This is a genomic window from Pseudomonas entomophila L48 (assembly GCF_000026105.1).
Taxonomy (GTDB): Bacteria; Pseudomonadota; Gammaproteobacteria; order Pseudomonadales; family Pseudomonadaceae; genus Aquipseudomonas; species Aquipseudomonas entomophila.
This window is the reverse complement of the sequence record NC_008027.1, coordinates 2,841,503-2,866,996: the sequence shown is the minus strand read 5'-3', so window position 1 is coordinate 2,866,996 and position 25,494 is coordinate 2,841,503. Positions and strand designations below refer to the sequence as shown.

General features: G+C 68.5%; 6 protein-coding genes. 1 reads left to right on the top strand and 5 read right to left on the bottom strand.

The genetic code is table 11. The annotated features are described in order from the left end of the window. Positions 1-120: 120 nt before the first annotated feature. The 5 genes from PSEEN_RS12620 to PSEEN_RS12600 are packed head-to-tail and all read right to left on the bottom strand — an operon-like array spanning position 121 to position 23,752. Positions 121-990: a TauD/TfdA dioxygenase family protein gene (locus PSEEN_RS12620; RefSeq protein ID WP_011533902.1), complete on the bottom strand. Its 870-nt coding sequence runs from the start codon at positions 988-990 to the stop codon at positions 121-123. Next, positions 972-1,646, bottom strand: a complete 675-nt coding sequence (locus tag PSEEN_RS12615) for a hypothetical protein (RefSeq protein ID WP_158020252.1) — start codon at positions 1,644-1,646, stop codon at positions 972-974. Before PSEEN_RS12615 ends, PSEEN_RS12620 begins: the two co-directional genes overlap by 19 nt. Further along, entirely contained in the window at positions 1,636-10,668 is a 9,033-nt protein-coding gene (locus tag PSEEN_RS12610; protein WP_011533900.1) for a non-ribosomal peptide synthetase, read from the bottom strand. Before PSEEN_RS12610 ends, PSEEN_RS12615 begins: the two co-directional genes overlap by 11 nt. Continuing rightward, entirely contained in the window at positions 10,668-14,783 is a 4,116-nt protein-coding gene (locus PSEEN_RS12605) for a non-ribosomal peptide synthetase (protein ID WP_011533899.1), read from the bottom strand. The genes PSEEN_RS12610 and PSEEN_RS12605 overlap by 1 nt, the downstream gene beginning before the upstream one ends. Continuing rightward, on the bottom strand, positions 14,780-23,752 hold the full coding sequence (locus tag PSEEN_RS12600) for a non-ribosomal peptide synthetase (protein WP_011533898.1): 8,973 nt from the start codon (positions 23,750-23,752) through the stop codon (positions 14,780-14,782). The genes PSEEN_RS12605 and PSEEN_RS12600 overlap by 4 nt, the downstream gene beginning before the upstream one ends. Positions 23,753-24,401: 649 nt before the next feature. Here PSEEN_RS12600 and PSEEN_RS12595 point away from each other — a divergent pair. Next, entirely contained in the window at positions 24,402-25,331 is a 930-nt protein-coding gene (locus PSEEN_RS12595; RefSeq protein ID WP_011533896.1) for an NAD-dependent epimerase/dehydratase family protein, read from the top strand. Positions 25,332-25,494: the final 163 nt, after the last annotated feature.

Genomic DNA, 25,494 nt, shown 5'->3' with positions numbered 1-25,494 from the left:
GCTCCTACAGAGCGCCTGTCCGTTTGTAGGAGCGGATTCATCCGCGATGCGCCGCGCGGGCGGCGCTCGATCTCTAGAGCGCTGCATACCCTGAAACAAGCACCTGCCCGCCACCCCGCGTCAAGCCTGCGGCCGCCCCCCAAGAATCGTCACCCGCTCCCCATACCGCGAATGCGGGAAATAATCCCAAACCGCATGGTGCTGGGTACACCGGTTGTCCCAGAACACCAGGGTTCCCGGTGCCCAGCGCACCCGGCAGCTCAACACCGGCTCACGCGCCACCAGGTCGAACAACAGGTTCAACAGCATCTGACTCTCGCCCGCCGACAACTGCACGATATGCGAGGTGAAACCCGAATTGACGAACAACGACGGCCGCCCAGTCTGCGGATGTCGCACCACCACCGGGTGCTCGGTCTTCGGCAGGCCGGGTGGTGGCGTGTAGCCCTTCCAGGGCATCTCGCCGTCATGGATCGCCGTCAGCGTCCCGAGAAACGCCTGCATCGCCGGCGACAGCATCTCCAGCGCCAGGTGCATGTTGGCAAACAATGTGTCGCCACCTGTACCAATGGCCGGGGTTTCCTTCACGTACAGCATCGACCCCATGGACGGCTCCAGGTCGGCGGTACCGTCGGTGTGCCAGGTCTCACCGGCGACAAAGCGCGACTGCGCGTTGGCACGGATCACCACCAGCTCGGGGTCGTCGCCGTCGATGTCATCCAGCGGCAAGGCCCGCAGCTCACCGAACAGGCGCCCGAAGGCCTTGTGCTGCTCGACGTCGAGGTGCTGGTCGCGAAACACCAGCACGTGGTTCTCCAGGAAGGCCCGGCGAATCTCTGCCAGTTGCTCCGCGGCCAGGGGGCGCGACAAGTCGACCCCGCCGATCTCGGCGCCGATTACCGGCGTGAGCCGATCCACGCTGATGCTGCGATACGGCGCGCGCTGAGCGCCGGCAATACGTTCGATGGCCTTCAGTGCCTGTTGATCCATACGTTCCTCCCTGATGGGTGTTGGCTGGCCACGTGTTGCAACCCGGCCGCCAGTTGTTCGCGCACCGCTGCGCGTTGTTCCGCGGCGTTCGCGCAGGCCCAGTTGCAGGCCCTCGCCAAGGCGCCGACGACACTGGCACAGGCTTGTTCGTCCTCGCTGGCGTAGGCGCGGGCGACGAGCATGCTGCTGGCCGCCGCGTTGGCCGTGGCGAACGCTTGGGCGTTGGCGTCGGTGCTTAGTTGCGCGTAATGCCGGGCGAAGGCCTCGGCGTCGCCAAACTGCTCGGCAATCATCGCCTGGTTGGACGCTGCCAGGCCGTAGTCCAAGGCGCTGTCATAGGCCTGGGCATAGGCCGAGTCGAAGGCGTAGGCCCGACGAAACACCGCCAACAGCACTGGGCCGAGTGCGGCCCGCCATTCACCGACCCGCCCCCGCAGGCCCAGACTCGCGCGTTGATGTAGGCGCCGCAGCGTGGTCACGGCGTGGTCATGTTCGGGGAGCGCCCGGGCGAGCAACGGCAGCACCACCTCGGCTTGCCAGCGGTGCAACAGCCGCCAGTACGCCTGGCAATCCAACTGCCGGGGCAAGGGACCGGTTTCCAGCACCCGCAGCAGAGGGCCCAGCCACGCGGGCACCTGTGCATATTCACCGGCCATGAACACCCTCCTCCCGCGCAAGCAGGTCGCTATTGATCGCCTCGGCGATCTTGCGCGCCCAGGGGCCGCTGACGATGCCGTAGTGGTCGGTATCCAGCGCCACCCAGTTGCGCAGGCCCGGCAGCAACGCCTGCCAGGCCTGGCACAGGTCCTGTGCCTGCCAGCCACTGCCGATGCCGTAGGGGTTGGGCTGGGTGGCGATGAACAGCTGCCCGGTCGTCTCGGCCTGTACGCCAGGCACATGCCCCAGCATGCTCGCCAGGTTGTTGCGACAACAGGCCACCAGGCGCTCCAGGTAGCGTGCGCCGTCCGTCTCGCCGTTGCGCAAGGCGAACTCCCGTTCAAATACCCGCTGGATCTGCCCCTCGTCGATCGCTTTCAACTCGGTCCCGGCGTCCGGCGCAGGTGGGTCGATCAGGTACAGCGCCGGCAACTCGAGTCCGGTGTCGCGGGCCAGGGCGCACATGGCCTGGGCCACCCAGGCACCGAAGGACCAGCCGACCAGCCGCCAGCTCGCACCATCGGGCAGCTCGGCCTGTATCGCGTCCAGGTACAACGCCGCGCGCGCTTCCAGGGAGATGTTCGGCAGCTCGGGCTGACGCAGCACCGGGTCGGCGATCACCCGCACCTCGAGGTCCGGGTGCAGCGCCGCAGCCAGCTCACGGTAGGCCTGGACGTCACCGCCGACCGGGTGGATCAGATACAGCCACTGGTGTGCGCGGCCTTTGTGCCATGGGTCGATCCGCAGCGCCTTGTGCCAAGGGTCGCCAGCGCGTTCGGCCTGGCCTGGGTCATTGCCCACCAACGCCAGCACCTCACGCAAGCTGACCGTGGGACTGAACTGCGACAGCTGCACCACCACGCCCGTGGCGCGCTGCAGTTCATCAATCAGGTCCAGCAGCGTCAGCGAATCGGCGCCCAGGTCATACAGCGACGCATCGTCTTGCAGTGCGTCCACGCCCAGCCATTGGCACAGGCAGTCGCGCAGGCGTGCGGGCAGTGCGTCCTGCTTTGGCGGTACTTCGACCGGTGCTGTCACGGCGCCATGGCGCACGGGATAGAAGCGTCGGGCATGCGCCAGTGCCGTGGTCGAAACCAGCACCTGGGGCAGTTGCGCGGTCATGGCCCGGTCGAACACCTCGCAGCCTTCCTGTGTCGACAGACCGACTTTCAGATGCTGTTGGTGCGCGGCATCATTGCCACTGGCTTCGGTGGCCATGCCGGTCTCGCGCCAGATGTCCCAGTTGATGCCCAGGCGCAGGCAGCCCTGGTCACCCGGCGCGCGGTAATGGCTGAAGCCGTCGAGCACGCCGCTGGCGGCGGCATAGTCCAGGTGGCCGGCCCCGCCGAACAGCGCCGACATGGACGAGCAGTACAGCACGAAGCCCGGGTTCATCCGCGCGATCAGCGCCTCGACGGCGAGCATGCCACGGGTCTTGGCGGCCATCGCGCTGGCCATCCGCTCGGCGTCGCGCTGTCGGATCAGGCTGCCGGCACCGACGCCTGCGGCATGGATCACGCCATCGAAGCGCTCGTACCGTTGTGCCAGATGCTCGAGCACCTGCGGCCAGCGCATCAGGTCGGCGAGGTCGGCCTGCAGCCACTCGACCCGCTCGCGGTCCACCTGCCACGCCTCTGGCCAAGTCGCCGAGCGCGACAACAGCACCACGCGCCGGCCCGGCGCGCGCAGCAGGTGCTGGCACAGGGTGCGCCCGATGCCTCCGCCGCCAAGGATCAGGAAGGTACCGTGGTCTGGCAAGGTGTTCGGTGCAGCCAACGGTAGTGGGCTTGGCACCAGCCGCGGTTGCCACAGGTAGCCGTCGCGCAGGGCCATGCGCCGGGGCAAGGCATCAGGTTCGGCCAGTAGCGCGGCGACTGGCTTGGCGTGTTCCAGCAGAGAGGGACTCGGGCAATCCAGCCAGTGGCAGCGCACCGGGTACTCCTGGGGTACCACCTCGGTCGCACCGGCCAGCGCCGTCAGTTCCGGCCGTGCCACTGCACCCTGCACCGGGCAGGCCTGCCATGACAACAGCCACAAGCGCAGGTTGGCGTCGCGTGGTGCCTGGCCCCAGGCCTGCATCAGGCTGCAGGGTGTGTCCAGGCAGGCCCACTGGGCGGTCGCCAGGCTCCGCTCATCGACCGCGCCGCCCACCGACAGCGGCAAGGCGTGCAGCCAGTCCAGGTCGCCCGGCAGTTCGGCGAGCAGGCGCGTAAGTGCCTGGGCATCCAGCACATCGAGCTCGAAGTGGTTCGCGGCGAGCTGGCGATAACCATCCCCTGCGCGCACATGCACCACGCGCCGGTAGGCAGCCCCCAGCGTGCCGAGCAGCGTTTCGTCGGCCGCCGCATGGCTGCACACCACCAAGGTCTGGCGAACAGTTGCCTGCGGCGCGGGGCCAGCCATGCGCCACATGCGCTGCCATTGCCGCTGGTGGAACCAGTCGGCCAACGGTTTGCGCTCGGGCACGCCGAGGCTCTGGAAGCGGTAGGTTTCAAGGTCGAAGGAAGAAGGCGGCAAGTCCCAGGGCGGCGGTGCCAAACGCTGCGCCCACTCGATATGCGCACCGTCGTACCAGGCCTCGAGCAGCGCCTGAGGCGAATGCTCGCTGGCCTTGAGGCGCACCTGTGATGCAGCGACCTCGCGAATCGCCGACAGGGGTAGATCGTCACCTGCCCGGTAGGGCACCGCAAAGCGCCAGCGTGCCTGCCGGCGTCCGGCCTGCAGGTGGCCCAGCACTGCGGGCACCTGCTCGGGGTTGGCCTGCAGCCAACCCCCTACCACCAGCACATCGCGCTCCAGTGCCGTGCGGCTGTGCGCCGACAGCAACAACAGCGGCACGACATCATCGCGGTTTTGTGCCTCGCCCTGCGCCGCGCCGACGATCACATGGGCGTTGGTGCCGCCGATGCCGAAACTGCTGACCCCGGCCATCCGTCGACGCCCTGAAGGCCAAGGGCGCGCCGTGGTCGGAATGTGGAAAGGCGAGCGAGCCAGGTCGATCTGTGGGTTGATACGCGAGAAGCCCAGGTTCGGTGGGATCACCCCGTGGTACACCGCCAGGGTGGCGCGGATCAGCCCGACCACCCCCGCCGCCGCGCCCAGGTGGCCGACCTGGCTCTTGACCGAAGCCAGGGCACAGGTGCCTGCCGGTGCCTCGCCGAAGGCCTGGGCCAGTGCGGCGACCTCGATCGGGTCGCCGAGCAAGGTGCCGGTGCCGTGGGCCTCGACATAGCCGATATCGGCACCGGCCACCCCGGCCTTGGCCAGGGCCCGGGCAATCACCGCGCCCTGCCCGGCCACCGACGGCGCGGTGTAGCTCATCTTGCCGTGGCCGTCGTTGTTCAGCGCCGAACCTTCCACCACGGCGTAGATGCGGTCGCCGTCGGCCTGGGCTCGGGCCAGGGGCTTGAGCACCACCACACCGTAGCCACTGGCACCGAGGGTACCGCTGGCGTCCTCGCTGAACGGCCGGCACAGCCCGTCGCGGGAGAAAATGTGCTGCGAGCGATGGCGGTAGCCCTCGCTGAGGGTCGGGTCGATCAGCACGCCGGCCGCCAGCATCACCTCGCTGTCGCCCTGGCGCAGCAGGTTGCAGGCCAGGTGCACGCCGATCAGCGAGCTGCCGCAGGCAGCCTGCACGCTCAGCGCCGGGCCGGTGAGGTCCAGGTGGTAGGCGGCCTTGGTGGCGAGGAAGTCCTTGTCGTGGTGCAGGGCCAGCTGGAAGCCGTCCGGCAGTTCACCCTCGCCGCATTCACGCAGCATCTGCTGGAAGTAAGTGGTCTCGCCGCAGCTGGCCACCAGGCCGATGCGCGGGCCGTCGGCCGAAGGCACGATGGCGGCGTGTTGCAGGGCCTGCACGCAGGCCATCAGCAGGTGGCGTTGCTGCGGGTCCATCAGCCGCGCCTCCTGGCGGCTGATGCCGAAGTACTCGGGGTCGAAATCGAGCATGCCCTGCAACTGGCTGCGGGCGCCGACCAGGCCTTCGGCGGCCGCGAAATGCTCGATGCCCAGCGCGTTGCCCTGGACCATCGCCCAGAACTCGCCCAGATTGCGTGCGCCGGCCACGTTGACCGCCATGCCGATGATCGCCATCGCGGCTTCGCCCGCCTCGCCAGGCTGCTCGCGGCGCACTGGCGCGCCCTCGGTACGGCCCAGGTGCGCCGCCAGCCGGCGGATCGTCACATGCTCGAACAGCTCGGCCATGCTCGGCGCCCGGGGCAAGGCCTGGGTGTAGCGCGTGTGCAGGCGCATCAGGCCCAAACTGGTGGCGCCGGCTTCGAAGAAGGTCTGCTCGGGTTCGATGGCGTGACCGATCACCTCGCGGAACAGCGTGGCCAGCTGGCGTTCCAGCGGATTCGACAGGGCCGCGACCGGATGCTGGCGCTGCAGAACCTCGCCCTGCCCGGCCAGCGCCTTGCGATCGACCTTGCCGCTGGGGGTGCGTGGCCAGGCGTCGAGGCGTCGGTACTGGTCGATGCGCACATGGGCCGGCAACTGCCGCGCCACCAAGCGGTCGAGGTCCTGTACCGACGGTGCCGTGCCGGACAGTTGCAGGTACGCCGTCAGCCGCGCAGGTTCCCCTTGCACGGTCACCACGGCGTTGGCCACCGCCTCCAGCCCCATCAACGCCGCCTCGACCTGCCCAAGCTCCAGGCGATGGCCGCTGAGCTTGACCTGCTGGTCGTCACGGCCCACGTAGTGCAGGCAACCCTGGGCATCGACCCAGGCCAGGTCGCCGGTGCGGTAGTACAGGCAGCGGCTGCCGTCGGCCTGTGGCAGTTCGACGAAACGTTCGGTATTGAGCGCCGTCTCCCCCAGATAGCAACGCGTGACCATGGCGCCAGCCACCAACAGGTAGCCTTGGGTGCCCGTGGGCACGGGGTGGTCCTGGGCATCGACCAGCAGCAACCGGGCGTTGTCGATCGCCCGGCCGATGGGCGCGCGCAGCGGCCAGTCACCTACCTGGGACGGCAGCCGACAGGCGCTGATCACATGGGTTTCGGTCGGGCCGTAGTGGTTGAACAGACTGGCCCTGGGCAGGCCGGCGAACCAGGTCCGCAGTGCCTCGGTGCACAGCAGTTGCTCGCCGGCCGTGACCACCTCGCGCAGGGTCTGGGGGTAGCGGCCTTGGGCCACGGCGGCCTGGGCCAGGTGTTGCAAGGCCACGAACGGCAGATACAGCCGCTCGATGCCTGCTTGCTGGATGTAGGCCAGCAGCGCCTGGGCGTCCTGCCGCCAGCGGGGTTCGATCAGGTGGTAGCAACCGCCGCCGCACAGGGTGCCGAACAGCTCCTGGAACGCCACGTCGAATGACAACATGGAGAATTGCAAGGTCACCGAGCGTGCCGGCAACTGCCCGGCGTTGCGCTGCCAGTGCAGCAGGTTGCACAGCGTCCGGTCAGGCACCTGCACGCCTTTGGGAATACCGGTCGAACCCGAAGTGAACAATGTGTACAGCGGCCGCTCGCCATGGTGCCGGGGCCGTTGCAAATCCTGGGGCGCGGCCTGCAGGTCGACCCGATGGCGGGCCAACGCCTCGACGCCCAGCGCTTGCAGGGCGGCCTCGGTGGCACCGCTGAACAACACGCAGCGCGGACAGGCCTGGGCCAGTACCTGGCGTTGCACCGCCACCGGATAGTTCGGGTCCAGTGGCACGGCGGTGATATTGAGCTTGGCCAGGGCCAGCAAGGCGACCACATGCTCCACCGAAGGCGCCAGGAACAGCACCATGTTCGGCGCGCCATCGCCCGTGTGTTGGTTGGACAAGGTCGCGGCCAAGGTCGCGGCCAGCGCATCCAGCTCGGCGTAACTCAAGCGCCGCTGGCCGGCCACCAGCGCCGTGGCCTCGGGTGTTTCGTGCACCTGGTGCTCGAACCAGTCGGCCACCGTGGCGAACGGCAATGGCAGCGTGGCGCCTTCGCTGGCCGGCGGCAGGCCCAGGCGATAAGGCGCCACCAGTGTGTCCAGGGACGCCTGCGGGTTTTCCAGCAACAGGTCCAGGCCACGGTGCACCAGGGCATCCAGCGCGGCCACCTGCCGGCTGTCGAAATGGCTGCACTGGTATTCCCACCAGCACTCGAGCGGCCCGTCGCCGCCGACCACCAGCAGGCTCAGCGGGCACTTGGCCTGGGGTGCCGGGTGCGGCGCCAGGGTGGCCCGCAGCGGTGCGTCCGCGAGCCTGGCGTAGTCGGTGTTCTCCAGCACGAAGAGGTAGTCGAACAACGCCTGGCCGGTGGACAGGCGCAGGTCCTCGACCAGGTCGGCCAGGGCCACGTCCTGCAAGGCCAGCACCTCACGCACGGTGGCGGTTTGCCGGCGCAGCTGCTCGCCGAGTGATTGCGCGCCGCGCACATCGGTCGGGATCAGTACCGTATTGGCGAACATGCCCACGCAGGCCTCGAACTCAGCCAGCGGCCGGTTGGCCACGGGGCTGGCGATCCGCGGGCGATCACAACCGGCCAAGGCGTGCAGGCTCCAGGCGAAGACGCTGAACAGCACCTCGAAGCGGGTCATGCGCTGCTGGGCGCAGAAGCGCTCGAGCGCGGCGCTGCGCCGCTCGCCCAAGGGCTGACGGTACAACCGCCCTTCGCTGCTGGCCGGCCCCATGGCCTGCCGGGCCGGCGTCGCCTCACCGTGACGTGCGTGCAGTGCTGCCAGGGCGCGGCGCTGCTCCCGGTAATGCGGGGTGACGCTCCATTGCCGCTGCCATTGGGCGAAATCCAACGTGTTCAACACCTGCGTCGGGGCGGCGCGGTCACAACCTTGCAGGGCATCCTGATACAGGCCGGCCAGGTCTTCGAACAGCAGGTTCATCGACCAGCCGTCGGTAACGATATGGTGCAGGTTCAGCAGCAATCGGCAGCTACCGTCGGCATGCGGCGCGACCCAGGCGCGCAACAGGGTCGGGCTGGCCAGGTCGAACGGCTCGTCGAACACCAGGCTGGCGAAAGCCTGCCAGTTGTCCTGGCCCAACGCCCCCGGTGCCAGTACCCGGCATACCGCCGCCTGTTCGGTAACCACCTGCTCCGGGCCGTCGTTGCCCGCCACGAAGGCGGTGCGCAAGGCGGGATGGCGTGCCACCAGGCGACGCAGTGCTTCGGCCAGTGCCTGTGGCTCCGCGCCGGCCGCCAGATGCAGCACCAAGGGCACGTTGTAGGCAGTCGAGCCGGGGACGCGCTGCTGCTCCAGCCACAGGCGGCGCTGCTCGGCGCTGGCGGGCCCACGCAATGCGCTCGACGGCGCCGGAGCCGGTGGATAGTCCGGGCTTGCGCCCTGCCCCTGTTCAAGACGCTCGGCCAGCGCCGCGAACGGCTCGGCGAGCAATGTCGCGATGCTGATCTCTTGCTCCCAGCGGCCACGGATCGCCGAACGCAGGCGCATGGCCTGGAGCGAATCGCCGCCGCTGCCCAACCAGTCGTCCTGGCCACCGATCGCGGGTTGCCCAAGCAGCGTACGCGCTTGCTCCAGCAGCCAGGCCAGGGCTGGCGAGTACCCACCCTCTTCGACTGCCGGCCGCCAGGGTGCACCGGCCTGGGCAAGCAAGCTGCCCTGGTCGATCTTGCCGTTGGCCGTCAGCGGCAGGCGTGGCACCTGGAACAGATGGTGCGGGCGCATCCAGGGCGCCAGGCGGGCGCGCAGGTAGGCGTCGAACTCGCGATAGTCCAGCGCTTCGCGCGGCACGACGAAGGCCAGCAACTGGTGGTCCTCGGCAGCTTGCCTGCGGCTGCAGACATAGGCCTGGGCCACCTGGGGGTGTTCGAGCAGGCACTGTTCCACCTCGCCCGGCTCGATACGGAAGCCGCGCACCTTGACCTGCCGGTCGACCCGCCCCAGGCACTCCACCTGCCCTTCGGGGTTGACCCGGACCAGATCCCCAGTGCGGTAATGCACCTCATCGCCACCTTCCAGCGCAGGCAGGCGCACGAAACAACGGGCAGTCTCTTCGGGGCGGTTGCGATAGCCACGGGCCACGCCGCTGCCGCTGAGGTACAGCTCGCCAATTTCGCCTGGCGCCACCGGCTGCTGCTGCGCGTCGAGCACGCGCATGCCGGTGTCCGGCAAGGGCTGGCCTATGGGCACGGTGTCGGCGGCGAAGTCCCGCGCAATAGGGTGGCACAGGGCGAAGGTGGTGCATTCGGTGGGGCCGTAGACATTGAACAGGCGGCAGGCGCTGTCCGGGTTGGCCTGGTACCAGGCCCGCACCGCCACCGGGCTGACCTGCTCGCCGCCGGTCAGTACCTGGCGCAGGCTGGCGAAGCAGGCCGGGTACTGCGCATTCAAGGTGTTGAACAGCGACACCGTGATGAACAAGGTATCGACCCGCTGCGTTTCCAGCACCTGGGCCAGGCGCCGGGCATCGAGCAGGTCGTCGTCGGCGACCATCACGCAACAGCCGCCATTGAGCAAGGGCGCCCACAGCTCGAAGCTGCAGGCATCGAAGGCCGGGTTCGACAGGCAGACAAATCGATCGCCCTGCTGGATATCGATGTAGCTGCCGGCCTGCGCCAGTCGCAGCACGCCGCGCTCGCCCACTTCCACGCCCTTGGGCACGCCGGTGGTGCCGGAGGTGTAGAACAGGCACATGACCTCGGCGAAGGTGCCGGCCAGCGGCTGGGCGGGTTCGTCCGGGTGGTCCAGCAGCGCCTCGACACTGGCTTCCCATGGGCCGGGCAGCCCCTGTGGCGCGTCGGCGAGGCTCAGCACTCCCACGCAGTCGGCATCGGCGAGCATCAGCGCGCGGCGCTCGGCGGGGCTGGCCCGGTCCAGCGGCATCACCACGGCCCCGGCCTTGAGCGCCCCGAGCAGCGCCGCGGCCCACTGCCAGCCGCGAGGCAGGTACAGCGCCAACGCCTGGCCCGGCAGCAGCCCCCGCGCTTTCAGGCCACGGGCGATGCGCTCACTGGCGCTGGCCAGTTCGGCGTAGCTTAGGTGTACTTGCTGATCGATTACCGCCAGGGCCTGCGGGTCTCGCCGCACCTGGGCGGCAAAGCGTGCGAGCACGGTTTCCTGGAACACGCTCATCATTTCCCCTCCTGGGCATCGAAACGTTGCAGCTCGCGATTGATCGTCCGTGAAACGCGATGAATCTCGGCGCTTTCCAGCATGTCCCAGTGGCCGCCCTGCACCAGCGTGGCCAGGTAGCCACCTGCGGCGCGACGGCGCCAGAACCCGCGCAGCGCGCGCAATTGACCGCGTGCCAGGTCTTCCCGGGCCTGCACCAGCACCACCCGCCCCCCTCCGGCTGGGCAGGCATAGGCCGCCATGGCCAGGCGATTGTGGTTGTACAGGTGGTAGTAGCGTTCGACCTGGGCATCCTCGATGCCGGGGTACATGCCGTTGAAGCGCACCAGCTTGTCGCGGAACTCCGCCATGTCGACGGTGCTGATCTGCGCGCGGAAGGCCGGGTCGTCCGAGCCCTGGGTGTCGAGCAGCACCACGCTGACCTGGCCACCCCCGGCCGCCCGCAGGCGCCGGGTCATCTCGTAGGCCACCAGGCCGCCGAACGACAGCCCGGTGAGCACCAGTGGCCGGTCCAACAGGGGCTCGATCAGCCGCAAGTACGCCTCGGCCATCGCCTCGACCGTGGGCTCGGTGGCCTCCCCCGGGTTGAGCCCCGGCGACTGCACGCCGTACACGCCGACCGCCTCGGGCAGCACCTTGGCCAGCGACAGGTAGCAGAACGCGGTGCCGCCAGCCGGGTGGATGCACACCACGTTGCGCTGGCCGTCCCCTGACCTGAAGGTGATCAGGTTGCTGTTGTCCTGATGGGGGTTGGCCCCCGCGCGCAACCAGCCGCCCAGCGCCTCGATGGTCGGGTGGCCCAGCACCACCCGCGCCGGCACGTCGACAGCGAAGGCCTGGCCGATCTGGTAGGCCATCTTGATCGCGGCGATGGACGTGCCACCCACGGCGAAGAAGTTGTCGCGGATGCCGATGTGCGGGGCCAGCAACAGGCCTTTCCAGATCTGGTAGAGGGTCAGCTCGATATGGTCGCGTGGGCTGCTCAGGTTGACCTGGCGCGCCGCCAGGTCGTGGTCGGCGCGCTCGGCCAGCGCCTGGCGGTCGACCTTGCCATTGGCGGTGAGCGGCAGGCTGTCGAGCCACAGGTAGGCGTTGGGCAGCACGGCGCTGGGCAGGGTTTGGGCCAGGTGCGCGCGCACCGCCTGCTCTTCCGGCGCCTGGGCCGCCACGCAGCAGGCTACCAGGCGTTGATGCTGGGCCTCGTCGCCGAGCATCAACACCACGCTCGCGGCAATGCCGGGGAAGGCCTGCAGCCGGGCCTCGATCTCGCTGAGTTCAAGACGCACGCCGCGCAGCTTGACCTGGAAGTCGTTGCGCCCGAGGAACTCCAGCTGCCCGTCGGCACGGTAGCGCGCCAGGTCGCCGCTGCGGTACAGCCGGTCACCGGGCACGAACGGGCTGTCGATGAAACGCTCGGCGCTCAGCGCCGGCAGCCCCAGGTAGCCACGGGCCACGCCCACGCCACCGATATGCAGGTGGCCGGTGACACCGGCCGGCACCGGGGCATCGAAATCGTCGAGCACATGGAAACGGTTGTTGGCGATGGGGCGGCCGATTGGCAGGCGCAACGCGGGTATCTTGTCGCCCGGCGCCAGGGTCCAGATACTGTTGATGACCGTGGTTTCGGTGGGGCCGTAGACGTTGTGCAGCCGGGCATGGGGCAGGCGTGCCTGGAACAGCCGCGCCAGGGCCGGCGACAGCTCGCCGCCCCCGCAGAATACGTCCTTGAGGCTGTAGCATTGGCTGACCGCCTCCGTTTCCAGGAACAGGTGCAGCATCGCCGGCACGAAGACCATTGCCGTGACCTGCTGCTCGCGCACCACGTCCGCCAGGTAGCCCGGCTCGAAATGCCCGCCGGGCCGGGCGATGACCAGCCGTCCGCCGGTCGCCAGCGGCCAGAAGGTTTCCCAGGCCGAGGCATCGAAGCCGAACGGGATCTTGTGCAGCATCGCCCCAGCCTCGCCGCAGACACCGAGGCACCACAGCAGCAGGTTACCCAGGCCTCGGTGCGCGACCATCACGCCCTTGGGCAAGCCGGTGGTGCCGGAGGTGTAGATCACATAGGCCAGGTGCTCGGGGGTCACGCCCACTTCATGGGGGGCCAGGTTGTCGCTGGCCAGGTGCCCCCAGCTGGCCGCATCGGCCTGCAGGTCGAGCATCGGTGCTTCCCAGCCCGCGCTTTGCATGGCCTGGCGCACGATGGCCTGGGCCGGGCCCAAGGTCAGCAGCACGGCAGGCATGCTGTCACCCAGCATGTGGCCCAGGCGCCCGACCGGGTAGTCCGGGTCCAGCGGCACATAGGCGCCACCGGCCTTGAGTACCGCCAGCAACGCCACGGGCAGTTCCAGGGCGCGCTCCACGCAGACGGCCACGCGCACGTCCGGACCGACGCCCAGGGTGCGCAGGTGGCGGGCCAGGCGGTTGGCCTGGGCATTGAGTTCGGCATAGCTCAGCCGCCGATCCTCGAATGTCACGGCATTCGCCTGGGGATGGCGTGCGGCTTGCGCTTCGACCAGGCGGTGCACGCAATCGATGGGGGCCTGCAAGGCGGGAGACACGTTCCAGGCATGCAGCACCTGCTCGCGCTCGCGCTCGTCCAGCAACGACAACTCATGCAGCGCCCGCTTGGGCTCGGCGGCCACCTGGGCGAGCAGATGGCGGTAGTGATGGCTCAGGCGCTCGATGGTCGCGCGGTCGAACAGGTCGGTGTTGTACTCGACCAGCAGGTGCAGCGCACCGTCGCGCTCGACCCACTCGAACGCCAGGTCGAACTTGGCCGTGGCGCTGCCGGTGCCATGGGCCGACAGCGCCAGGCCCGGCATGGCGACCGCCGCGCCCGGGGTGTTCTGCAGCACCATCATCACCTGGAACAGCGGCGAATGGCCGGGGTCGCGCGGCGGGTTCAGCGCCTCGACCACACGGTCGAACGGCACGTCGTGGTGCCCGTGGACCTCCAGCAGGTTGGCGCGGACTTCACGCAGCAATTCGGCGAACGTCTGCGCGGGGTCGAGCCGCTGGCGGATCACCAGGGTGTTGATGAAGTGGCCGATCAACGGTTCCAGCTCTGCCCTGCCCCGGTTGGCGAAGGGCGTGCCCACGCACAGGTCGCGCTGGCCACTGTAGCGCCACAGCAGCACGTCCAGGGCGGCGAGCAACACATTGAACAGCGTGCCTTGGGTATGTCGGGCAAGGGCATTGAGCTCGGCCAGGGTGGTGCCATCCACCGTCGAGCCGAACGTGGCACCGACGAAGCGCTGCTGCCGTGGGCGCGGGCGGTCGCCAGGCAGGTCCAGCAGGGGGGGCGCGCCGGCCAGGGTGCGTCGCCAGTAGTCGAGCTGGCCCTGCAGCGCCTGGTCGTCCAGGCGTTGCCGTTGCCAGCAGGCATAGTCGGCGTACTGCACCGGCAGCGGCGCAAGGCTTGGGGGCCGGCCGCCCAGCAGGTCGCCATAGAGGGTGGCGACTTCGTGCAGGATCACGCCCATCGACCAGCCATCGGCGACGATATGGTGCACGCTGTACAGCCACACATGCTCATCATCGGCCAGGCGCACCAGCATCGCCCGCAGCAACGGGCCGTTCACCAGGTCGAACGGTGCGCGGGCGTCAGCCTCGACCAGCTCGGCCAGGCGGGCCTGGCGCGCGGTCTCGGGCAGGTCGCGCAGATCCAGCAGGGCCAGGGTCAGCGGCCTGCTCGCGTGCACCACCTGGCGCGGCTCGCCGTCGACGCTGACGAAGGTGGTGCGCAGCATGGCGTGGCGCTCAACCAGCAGATTGAGCGCCCGCTCCAGCACGACCACGTCCAACGGCCCCTTGAGTGTCAGCGCCGAGGGCACGTTGTAGAACGGATTGCCGGGCTCCAGCTGGTCGAGGAACCACAACTGGCGCTGCGAGAACGACAGGGGGCAATGGGCCTGCTCGTCCGCGCGGCGCGGGATCGGCGCATTGTCGTCAGGCCGGGCGAGCAAGGCGATCAGCGCCTGCTTGTGGGTCTTGAGGGCCTGCAGCAGGGTCTCGTCGAGAAAGCCCTTGGGCGCCTTGCAACGCAGTTTGTCGCCGTCCACCTCGAGGGCAACGCCATGGCGATCGAAAAACGCCAGCAGTTGATGGGCGTTCATACTTCGAATTCCTCCATGTCAGTGTCGTCCTGCGCCGTGATGGCAAGCGTTTCCGGTTGTGGGCGATGGGACACATGGCCCCCACGCAGGCCGCCGACCATCGAATAGACCAGCGAATGGCTGGGCCCCAGGTCGAACAGCGAGGCCAGCTGCCGGGGTTCCACCGAGCCGACGCCGCACAGGCCCAACCCTTGGTCGGCCGCGGCCATGGTCAGCAGTTGCGCCATCGCCCCCGCCTCGATCAGGCAGAAGTCGTGGCTGCCCTCGCCGTACAACGGCCGGATCGCCGCCAGGTCGGCGACGAAGAACAGCGCGAAGGCCGCGCCCTCGTACACCGGGCGATTGACGAAGTAGTCGTAGGTGTCCGGGTCGAGCACACCCTCGCCCACGGCCACCAGGCGATGCCCCACCGGGTCGTGGTAGTAGGCGCCGCCGGGTACGCCAAGCACCCGGCCAGGCTTGATGGAGAGGTAGGTTTGTAGCGGGTAGGCGCCGCCCGCCGACGGGAACAGGTACTTCGCCTCGCCGTCCAGCTGCCCTTGGGCCAGCACCGCCAGGAGCTCGGCGAATGCCTGCGCGGCAATCGGTTGTTCCAGGTACTGGCGCACCGAACGGTAGTCGCGGTAGCGCTGGGCGAAGGCCGGATCGACCGGCTGCGCCAGGGCCACCTGCGGCGTGTCGTTGGCGAAACGCCGTCGCGCGCGTTGCTCGGCCTTGAAAGCCGCACGCTGCTGCGGGTCTTCCAGTACCTCGTCAACGCTTGCGCTCAGCGTTTCCTGGCGCGGCGCACGCTGGCGATACAGCGCCAGCAGATTGAGCAGGGTTGGCTGCGCCAGCAGCTGCGCCACCTGAGGGCGGAAGCGCAGTTCGCTCGACAGTGCATTGCTGATGCGCACGATATCGATGGATGTGGCGCCGAGGCTCAGCAGGTTGGCGTCGGCGGCGATGCCTGGCTGGCCCAGCACCTGCTGGACAATCGCCACCAGGCGCTGTTCCAGCGGCCCTTCGACCTGCAGTTGCAGACCACCGGCCTGAGCCTGGTCGGGCTCGGGGAGTCGGCTCTTGTCGACCTTGCCATTGGCCGACAGTGGCCAGGCTTCCACGAAGGTGAACGACGACGGCACCATGTACGCCGGCAGCTTGTCGGCGAGGTAGCTGTTGAAGTCGCCGGCCTGCAGCGCCGGGTCGGCCTTGAGCACGTAGCCGGCCAGGCGTTTCTGCGCCTGGGCCTCGCCGAGGATACGCACCACCGCGCTGTGCACGCCCGGGTGACGGTTGAGCACCGTTTCGATCTCGCCCAGCTCGATGCGGTAGCCCTGGACCTTGACCTGGTTGTCGTCGCGGCCAAGGAACTCGATGTTGCCATCCGGCAGCCGGCGCCCCAGGTCGCCGGTACGGTACAGGCGCTCGCCGGTCAGTGGGTGGTCGAAGAAGCTCCTGGCGCTCAACGCCGGGTCCCGCCAGTAGCCCTTGGCCAGGCCGATACCGCCGATGTACAGGTGGCCGGTGACCCAGGTCGGGCGCACCTGCAGCGCGTCGTCCAGCACATGGAAGCGTTGGTGATCCAGCGCCTGGCCATAGGGGATGCTGCGCCAGGCCGGGTCGACCTGGGTGATCGGGTAGCCGATCGACCAGATCGACGCCTCGGTGGCCCCGCCCAGGCTCATCAGTTGCAGCCCCGGGCGCAGTGCCCAGGCGCGCTCGGGCAACGCCAGCGGGATCCAGTCGCCGGAGAGCATGGCCAGGCGCAGGCTCGTCGGCAGCACCCTGCCCTCGCCCTCCAGGTACTCGGCCAGCATGCCCAGCAGTGCCGGCACCGAGTTCCACAAGCTCACCTGGTGGCGTTCGATCAGCTCGGCCCAGTGCGCCGGGTCCAGGCTCAGCTGCGGTTCGAGCATGACCACCGCGGCGCCCGTCGCCAGGGTGCCGAAGAAGTCGTACACCGACAGGTCGAAGCTCAGCGACGAGATCGCCAGTACCCGGTCCTGCGGGCCCACGGCAAAGCGGCGGTTGATGTCGAGCAAGGTGTTGACCGCGCCCTGGTGGTCGATCACCACGCCCTTGGGCGTGCCGGTGGAGCCGGAGGTGTAGATCACATAGGCCAGGTCATCGGGCCCAACCTGAACGTCGCGCAGCGGTTCAACTTGGCTGCCGGGCTGCTCGGTGACCGCCAGGGCGGTGACCTGCGCCGGCCACGCGACCCGTCCCAGCAGGCACGGCTGGGTCAGCGCCAGGGTGGCCTCGGCGCGTTCGAGAATGTGCCGCAGGCGCGTGGCGGGCAGGTTCGGGTCGATGGGCAGGTAGGCGCCGCCGGCATAGAGGATCGCCAGCGTCGCCACCACCTGCTCCCAGCCGCGCTCCATTACCACCGCGACCAGTCGGTTGGGCTGTACGCCACGAGCCTGCAGCTGTGCCGCCAGTTGACGGGCCTCCTGGCGCAACTGGCCGTAGCTCAGTTCACGGGCCCCCAGCACAGCGACGGCCTGTGGCGTGGCCAGGGCCTGGCGCTCGAACAGCTCATGCATCAGCGGCAGGTCGCGTGGCGCTGGCGGCGCTTGTGGCAGGCGTGCCTGCGGTAGCAACTGCGGTGTGCTGGCAGCCCAGGCCTCAGGTGCAAGCAGCTGGTCAAGCACCGCGTTGTAGGCGGCGAACATCTGCCCGATCATGCCCTCGGGGAACAGCGCGTCGATGCTGTCCCAGTTGAACAGCAGGCGGCCTTCGAGTTCGAGCAGGGTGTGGTCGAGCCACACGTGCGGGGTCTGGGTGATGCTGTGTTCCAGCGTCGCGCCCAGGGCGTCGCCCAGGTTGAATTCGGCCAGCTCGGGTGCCGCCTCCGACAAGGTGCTGTTGAACACGATCGGCATCGCCGTCTGCTGCACCCCGCGGGCCTGGGACAGCTCGCGCAGCACGCGCACACCGCTGACCACCGAATGGTCGATGTCCTGCCACAGGCGCGCCTGCACGGCACGGGCCTTGTCGGTGAAGCTGGCGTTGCCATCGATGGCCACCTCCAGCAGCACCAGGGAAGTGAAGTCACCGATGATCGCGTCGACCTGCGGGTGCAGCGGCAGGCGGTTGAACAGCGGCAGGCTCAGGGTGAACCGCGGCTGGCGGCTCCACAGCGCCAGGACTTCGCTGAACGCGGTGAGCAGCATCACCGATGGGGTGACACCGAACTGCCGGGCCATGGCCTTGAGCTGGCGCCATTGCGCGGCCGGCATGTCGCGGTCACGGCGGGTGAAGTGCGGGTTGGCGATGCTCTGCGGTTGGCACACCCGCGGCAGGTCCGGGGCCGGCGCCAGGCTCTCGATGCGATCGCGCCAGTAGGCCAGGGCTCGCTCATAGCGCAAGCCATCGCGCAGCCGTCGCTCGGCAAGCACGTAATCGCGGAAGGTCACGCCCGGTTCGGGCAGTTGCAGGCCGGGCATGTCGTAGAACGCCATCAACTCACGGGCGAGGATCTGCGTACTGGCGGCGTCGACCACCAAGGCATCCAGACTGATGTGCAAGTGGCTGATGTTGTGGTCGAGCAGCGTCACGCTGAAGTCGAACAACGGCCATCGGCTGGCGTCGAGCACCTGGTGCGATTGACGCTCACGGGTGGCCATCAGGGCGGCCTGGGCTTCCTCGGCGCTCATCCCGCGCAGGTCGCTGCGGGCAAGCGTGTAGGTCGGCACCTGCTCCAGTACCTGCTGGGTGCCGTCATCCAGGAACACCACGCGCAGCATGTCGTGGCGACGGATCATGCGGTTCAGCGCGGCCTCGAAGCGAGGCACGTCCAGGTCGGGGATACGCCACTCTTCGTAACCGTGGGCGCTGACACCGCCGAGGCTGATGCTGGCGTCTCGGCCGAACCAATAGGCCTGCTGGATGTCGGTCAGCGGGAACGGCGCGTGGCGCCCGGCGGGGTCGGCCTGCAGGGCCTGGAGCTGCGGCTCGGCCTGCCCCTCCTCCAGCACCGTGACCTGCGCGGCCAGGTCCATCAGCACCGGCGCCTGGAACAAGCTGCTCAGTGACAACTGCGCGCCCAGGCGCTGGTTGATCGCGTAGACCAGGCGCGTGGCCAGCAGCGAGTGACCGCCCAGGTCGAAGAAGTTGTCGCGGATGCCGACCCGCTCGCACTTGAGCACTTCGGCCCAGACCTGCGCCATGCGCCGCTCGGTCTCGTCGCGCGGCGCTTCATAGTCCGCCATGCCGCCCCGCTCGGGCGCCGGCAGGGCCTGGCGATCGAGCTTGCCGTTGCGGGTCAGCGGCAGCTGCGCGAGGCTGACCCACGCCGTGGGCAGCATGTGCTCGGGCAGTTGGCGCTGCAAGGCCGCGCGCAGGGTTTGCGCATCGCCCGTGCCCACCACATAGGCCACCAGCCGTGGATCGCCGGCAACGTCCTCGCGCAGCAGTACGGCGACATCCTGCACGCCTGGCTGCTGGCGCAACAGGCTGTCGATCTCGCCCAGCTCGATACGGAAACCGCGCAGCTTGACCTGCTGGTCCACGCGCCCCAGGTACTGTACGTTGCCGTCGGCCTGCAGCAGGGCCAGGTCGCCGCTGCGGTACATGCGCGCGCCCGGCGCGGGGCTGAACGGGTCGGGCAGGAAGCGTTCGGCGCTCAGTGGTGCCCGATTGAGGTAGCCGCGGGCCAGGCAGTGGCCGGCGATGTACAACTCGCCGGGCACGCCCACCGGCTGTGGATTGAGGTCACCGTCCAGCACATAGAGCCGCGCATTGGCGATCGGCTTGCCGATGGGGGGCAGTTCCGGCCAGTGGCCGGCGTCGGCGCAATCGAGGCTGAACTGGCTGACTACATGGGTCTCGGTCGGCCCGTACTGGTTGCACAGGCGCGTGCCACCCAGGCCGCGAACGAACGCGCGCAGCGCGTCGTTGACCTGCAGCGCCTCGCCGGCGGTAACGATCTCGCAGCCAGCAGGCGGCGTCGGCGCGTCGGGCTCGGTCACGGCGGCCAACTGCTGCAGCACGGCGAACGGCAGGAACGCGCGCCCCACGCCCTGGGCCACCAGGGTCGGGCGCAGGGTGGCGAGGTCCTTGCGCCCGGCCTCGCTCATCAACTGCAAGGTGCCACCCTGGCACAGGGTGCTGCAGATTTCCTGGAACGACACGTCGAAGTTCAGCGAGGCGAATTGCAGCACACGGCACACCATGGGCGTCTCGTCCAACTGCCAGGCGATCAGGTTGTCCAGGGCACGACGGCTGTGGGCCACGCCCTTGGGGCGGCCGGTCGAGCCGGAGGTGTAGAGCACGTAGCCGAGGTGCTCGGGGTTCACCGTCACCTGCGGGTCGTTGCCCGGGCAGTCGGCCCAGCGCGCCGCGTCGCTGTCCAGGCACAGCAGTTCGACGGCTGGCGGCAGGCCCGGGCGCAGCGAGGCCTGGGTCAGCAGCAGGCTTGGCGCAGCGTCGGTGAGCATGAAGGCCAGGCGCTCGGCCGGGTACGCCGGGTCGAACGGCACATAGGCAGCGCCTGCCTTGAGGATGGCCAGCAGGCCGACGACCATGTGCGCCGAGCGCTCCAGGCACAAGCCCACCCGTTGTTCGGGGCCGATGCCCAGGGCGAGCAGATGATGGGCCAGGCGGTTGGCCGCACAGTTCAGCTCGGCGTAGCTCAGGGCCTGGCCGTCGGCGATCAGCGCTGCGGCATCCGGCATGCGGCGGGCGACAGCCTCCAGGCGCGCCAGGCAGCCAGGCTGGCTGGCGGTGTCGCGGGCCGTGCGGTTCCAGGTATCCAGCACCTGCACACGCTCCTGCGGGTCCAGCAGTTCGAGGGTGGCGATCGACCGCCCTGGAGTGCCGACCATCCCCTCCAGTAGACGGCACAGGTACTCGCCAATGCGCACCACGGTGGCGCGCTCGAACAGCCCGCAGGCGTATTCCAACCCACCGACGATCTGCCCATCGCGTTCGCTCAGCGCCAGTTGCAGGTCGAACTTGGCCACGTGCTGGCTGGCGTGCACTGGCGTGATTTCCAACCCGGGCAAGGCCAGGGTCTGGCCCTGGTCCTGCTCCCAGGCGAACAGCACCTGGAACAGCGGGCTGTAGGCCAGGCTGCGTGGCGGGTTCAGCAGCTCCACCACCTGCTCGAACGGCAAGTCCTGATGAGCTTGGGCGTGCAACGTCACCTGCCGCGCCTGATGCAGCCATTCGGCCAGCGACGGTGCTCCCGTACGGGTCATGCGCAGGGCCAGGGTGTTGACGAAGAAACCGATCAACCCGTCCAGTGCTGGGTCCGGGCGGTTGGCCGAGGGCACGCCGATCACCACGTCATCCTGCCCGGACAGGCGCATCAACAGCAGCGACCAGGCGCCCAGCAAGGCCATGAACAGCGTGGTGTCGTGGGCGCCGCACAGGGCCTTCAGGCGCGTGGTCAGGGCCTGATCCAGCACCAGCGGCACGAAGCCACCGCGATAGTCCTGGACGGCCGGGCGCGGGTGATCGGTCCCCAGCGTCAGCAGCGGCGGCGCCCCCTCCAGCGCCTGGCGCCAGTAGCGGCGCTGGGCCTCGAGGCGTTCGCCGCTCAGCCATTGGCGATGCCAGGCGGTGTAGTCCACGTATTGCACCGGCAGCGCCGGCAGGTCCGCTTCCTGGCCCAGCAGCGCGGCGCTGTACAAGGCTTCAAGGTCGCGGGTGAAAACCCCAACCGACCAACCGTCGGAGATGATGTGGTGCTGGGTCAGCAACAGCACATGCTCATCCTGCGCCAGATGCACCAGGCACGCGCGCATCAGTGGCCCCTGGGTCAGGTCGAATGGCCGCGCGCCCTCCTCCTCGATCAACGCTTCAAGACGTGCGGAGGCGGCGGGCAGGCCTTGCAGGTCGACCTGGGTGAACGCCATTCCCTGGTCAGGGCCACCGACACACTGGCGGCCTTCGCCTTCGACACTGACGAAGGTGGTGCGCAGCGCTTCATGGCGCGCCACCAGGCGGTTCAGGCTGTCGGCCAGCGCCTGCACCTGCAGAACGCCGCGCAAGCGCAGGTTCAGCGGCATGTGGTAGGCCGCGTTGCCCCCCTCCATTTGCGCCAGGAACCACAGCCGCTGCTGGGCGGACGACAACGTTTGCGCGCCGCTGCGTTCGACGACGCTGATCGGCAGGCGCTCCTCATTCTGGGTGGCCTGCAGCCTCAGGGCGAAGTCCATGAGCCGCGGGCTTTCGAACAGTGCCGAGGGCGGCGCGTCCAGGGCCAGGTCCTGGCGCACCTTGGCCAGCACCCGCATGACCAGCAGCGAGTGACCGCCCAGGGTAAAGAAGTGATCTTCACGACCGATGGGCGCGATCCCCAGCACCTCGCTCCAGATCGCCGCCAGGGCGCTCTCCAGCGTGCCTTGCGGGGCCTGGTAGACGTGTTGGGCAAAGGCGCTGGCATCCGGCGCGGGCAAGCCGTTGCGGTCGTATTTGCCATTGGCGGTCAGCGGCAAGGCGGGCAATTGCACAAAGGCACTCGGCACCATGTAGTCCGGCAGGTGCATACGCAGCTGTCGGCTCAGCTCGGCCGGGGTCAGCGCAGCCCCCTCGTGCCGGGCGTAGTAGGCCACCAGGCGTGGCTCGCCCGGCGTGTCCTGGCGCAACTGCACGAGGCTTTCCCGTACCCCGGGGACCTCAGCCAGGCGCGCCTCGATCTCGCCCAATTCAAGGCGCAGGCCACGCAACTTGGCCTGGTGGTCGTTGCGCCCGAGGAATTCGAGCTGGCCGTCGGCGCGCAGGCGCGCCAGGTCGCCGGTGCGGTACAGGCGCTCACCGGCGACGAAGGGGTTATCGACAAAACGCTCGGCGGTCAGATGCGGCAGGTTCAGGTAACCGCGGGCAACGCCGACGCCGCCAAGGTACACCTCACCCTCCTCGCTCGCCTGGCCCTGGGCATCGAACAGATAGACACGGCAGTTCGCCAGCGGCCGACCGATGGGCAACGCCCCCTCGGCCACCTCGGCAGGCACCTCGTGGCAGGTACTGTCGATGCTCGCCTCGGTGACGCCGTATGCCTGCACCACCTGCACCCGCTCGCCGCACAGGCGGCGCAGCTGGCGGGCACTGTGGGCGGTCCAGACATCCGAGCCGCACACCACCGTGCGCAGGAACGACAGGTCCCGGCCGTTGGCTTCGGCCCAGTCCAGCAGCGGGTTGAGCACCGCCGGCACGAAGTCGCCGAAGCCCACTTCGGCTTCGCACAGCAAGCGGTACAGCGCGGGCGGGTCCATCAGCGTGTCGCGCGGGCACAGCACCAGGGTGCCGCCAAAGCCCAGGGCGCGGATCAGGTCGGCGCTGAACACATCGAACGAGAAGCCGGCCATCTGCAGGTGGTTGAGCGGTGCCTGCAACGGGTACAGCCGTGCCCAGGCGGCGCTGAGGGCAACCAGGCCACGGTGCTCGACCATCACCCCCTTGGGCGTGCCGGTGGAGCCGGAGGTGTAGATCACATAGGCCAGGTGCCGGGGCGTCAGCCCGATGGCCTGTGGGTCCGGATCATGGGCTGGGCGGTCGGCCCAGGCCACGCTGTCGTCGAGGTCGAGCACCCCGGGCGGCAGCGACAGCCCGTCGAGCGCCGCCCGTGCCGGGCCATGGCTGAGCAGCACCGCCGGGGCGCTGTCGGCGAGCATGTGCGCCAGGCGCGCCCGAGGGTAGCCAGGGTCCAGCGGCACATAGGCGCCACCGGCCTTGAGCACGGCGAGCACCGCCACCAGCATGTCCAGTGAACGCGCCAGGCACAGCCCGACCCGTACATCCGGCCCGACGCCGAGCGTGCGCAGGTGATGGGCCAGGCGGTTGGCCTGGGCGTTGAGTTCGCCATAACCCAGCGATTGTTGGCCGTAGCGCGCGGCGATGGCGCCTGGCACCCGCCGCGCCTGGGCTTCGAACAGGCCGTGCATGCACAAAGCGGTATCGAACGGCACGTCGTGGTGCCAGTTCTCGGGTAATACGGCGAGGTGCGCGCAGGCGTTGGCGCGCAAGGAGGAAGTGTCGGGCATCGAGGCTACCGTCCGTGATTATTGTTCTGGTGATGCGCGCAGGACGACGGGCGTCCAGCCAGTCAAGGGTCGATCAATCGGGGGCGATCAGGGGGAAGACACACCCAGGGCCAGGCGTGAGCGGTGGGCGGGGCGTCGTGCTGCCAGGCGGCTGCGCACGCGGGGGGAAGACTGGCGACGACGGGCAAGCGGCCCGCCACATCGACGATTCCAAACTGCGAGACCCATTGAAACCTCACCATCCTTATGGGGGGGCGTGGAAGGGCCACAAGCGTTGAGCCTGGGTGGTCCCTTCGGCTGCGGTGCCGCTGGCCTGTGGGCCGTCGACATTCCATTACGCGCCGGGCTGCTGGCGCCAGCGCAGGCGGATGATAACCACGAGGCTCGGCGGCAAGGCAACAAAAAGAAAAACTTTATGGGATCCATCTGGATGTCCAAGCCTGACCCACCACGTCGAAACAACATGAAAATAAACATTTAAATCATTGTTTTTTATATTTTTAACTTAAAACCTAAAGAAGATCATGAAGTTGCCATTGCGCCCTTGACCTTAAAGTGGCCTTTAAGGTTAAGGTCTTGTCCGAGCACCGCCGTTCACCACCGGCAACTACGCTCCTCCCCACCTTCCTGACAGATCGAAGGACACAGCATGCAAACCATCCTGGGCGCGACCGGCCAGATTGCCGTGGAACTGGCACGCGAGTTGGCCGCCCACTACACCCAGGACCTGCGCCTGGTCAGCCGCAACCCGCGCAAGGTCAACGCCACCGACACCCTGGTGAAGGCCGATCTGCTGGATGCCCGACAGACCGTCGATGCCGTCAAAGGCAGCAGCACTGTCTATTTCACCGCAGGCTTGCCACCGGACACCACGCTCTGGGAAACGCAGTTCCCGGTCATGCTGCGCCATGCCCTCGACGCGGCCCGGGCGGCCAACGCCCGGTTCGTCTACTTCGACAACACCTACATGTATCCGCAGGATGCTCGCGTGCTGACCGAGGAAACGGCGTTCGCTCCGGTCGGGCGCAAGGGCCAGGTGCGCGCGGCGATGGCGAACCTGGTGCTTGAGGAAATGGCCCGTGGCGATATCCCGGTGCTCATTGGCCGGGCACCGGAGTTCTATGGGCCCGGAAAGACCCAGAGCATCACCAACACCCTGGTGCTGGACAACATCAAGGCCGGCAAGGTGCCACGCGTGCCGGTGCGCGACGACACCCGGCGCACGCTGATCTGGACGCCCGACGCCAGTCGTGCGCTGGCGGCGCTGGGCAATGCAGATGATGCCTATGGCAGCACCTGGCACCTGCCTTGCGACGACAATCGCCTGACCTATCGCCAGCTCGTGGCGCTGGCCAGCGAGATCTGCGGCAGGGACCTCCCGTACAAGGTGCTGGGCAAGTGGACGTTGACGGCCGCCGGGCTGGTCTCCCGGCAAGTACGCGAACTGCGGGAGCTGTTGCCGCGCTATGCGCATGACAACCTGTTCGATTCATCGAAGTTCAGCGAGCGTTTTCCGGCGTTTGGAGTGACGAGCTATCGGCGTGGGCTGGAGCAGGTTTTGGCCGGGAATATTTCTTGATCATTGAGGGTTCGGCGGGCGAGTTGCAGCGTTCTCGAGATCGAGCGCCGCCGGCGCGGCGCATCGCGGATGAATCCGCTCCTACAGGTTTGTTTCGGCAACCATGGCCTCACAGGTGCGGCACGTTGCAATACATGTAGGAGCGGATTCATCCGCGATGCGC

Coding starts and splice junctions, on each gene's coding strand:
- PSEEN_RS12620 (WP_011533902.1), bottom strand. CDS start 990: ATGGATCAACAGGCACTGAAGGCCATCGAACGTATTGCCGGCGCTCAG.
- PSEEN_RS12615 (WP_158020252.1), bottom strand. CDS start 1,646: ATGGCCGGTGAATATGCACAGGTGCCCGCGTGGCTGGGCCCTCTGCTG.
- PSEEN_RS12610 (WP_011533900.1), bottom strand. CDS start 10,668: ATGAGCGTGTTCCAGGAAACCGTGCTCGCACGCTTTGCCGCCCAGGTG.
- PSEEN_RS12605 (WP_011533899.1), bottom strand. CDS start 14,783: ATGAACGCCCATCAACTGCTGGCGTTTTTCGATCGCCATGGCGTTGCC.
- PSEEN_RS12600 (WP_011533898.1), bottom strand. CDS start 23,752: ATGCCCGACACTTCCTCCTTGCGCGCCAACGCCTGCGCGCACCTCGCC.
- PSEEN_RS12595 (WP_011533896.1), top strand. CDS start 24,402: ATGCAAACCATCCTGGGCGCGACCGGCCAGATTGCCGTGGAACTGGCA.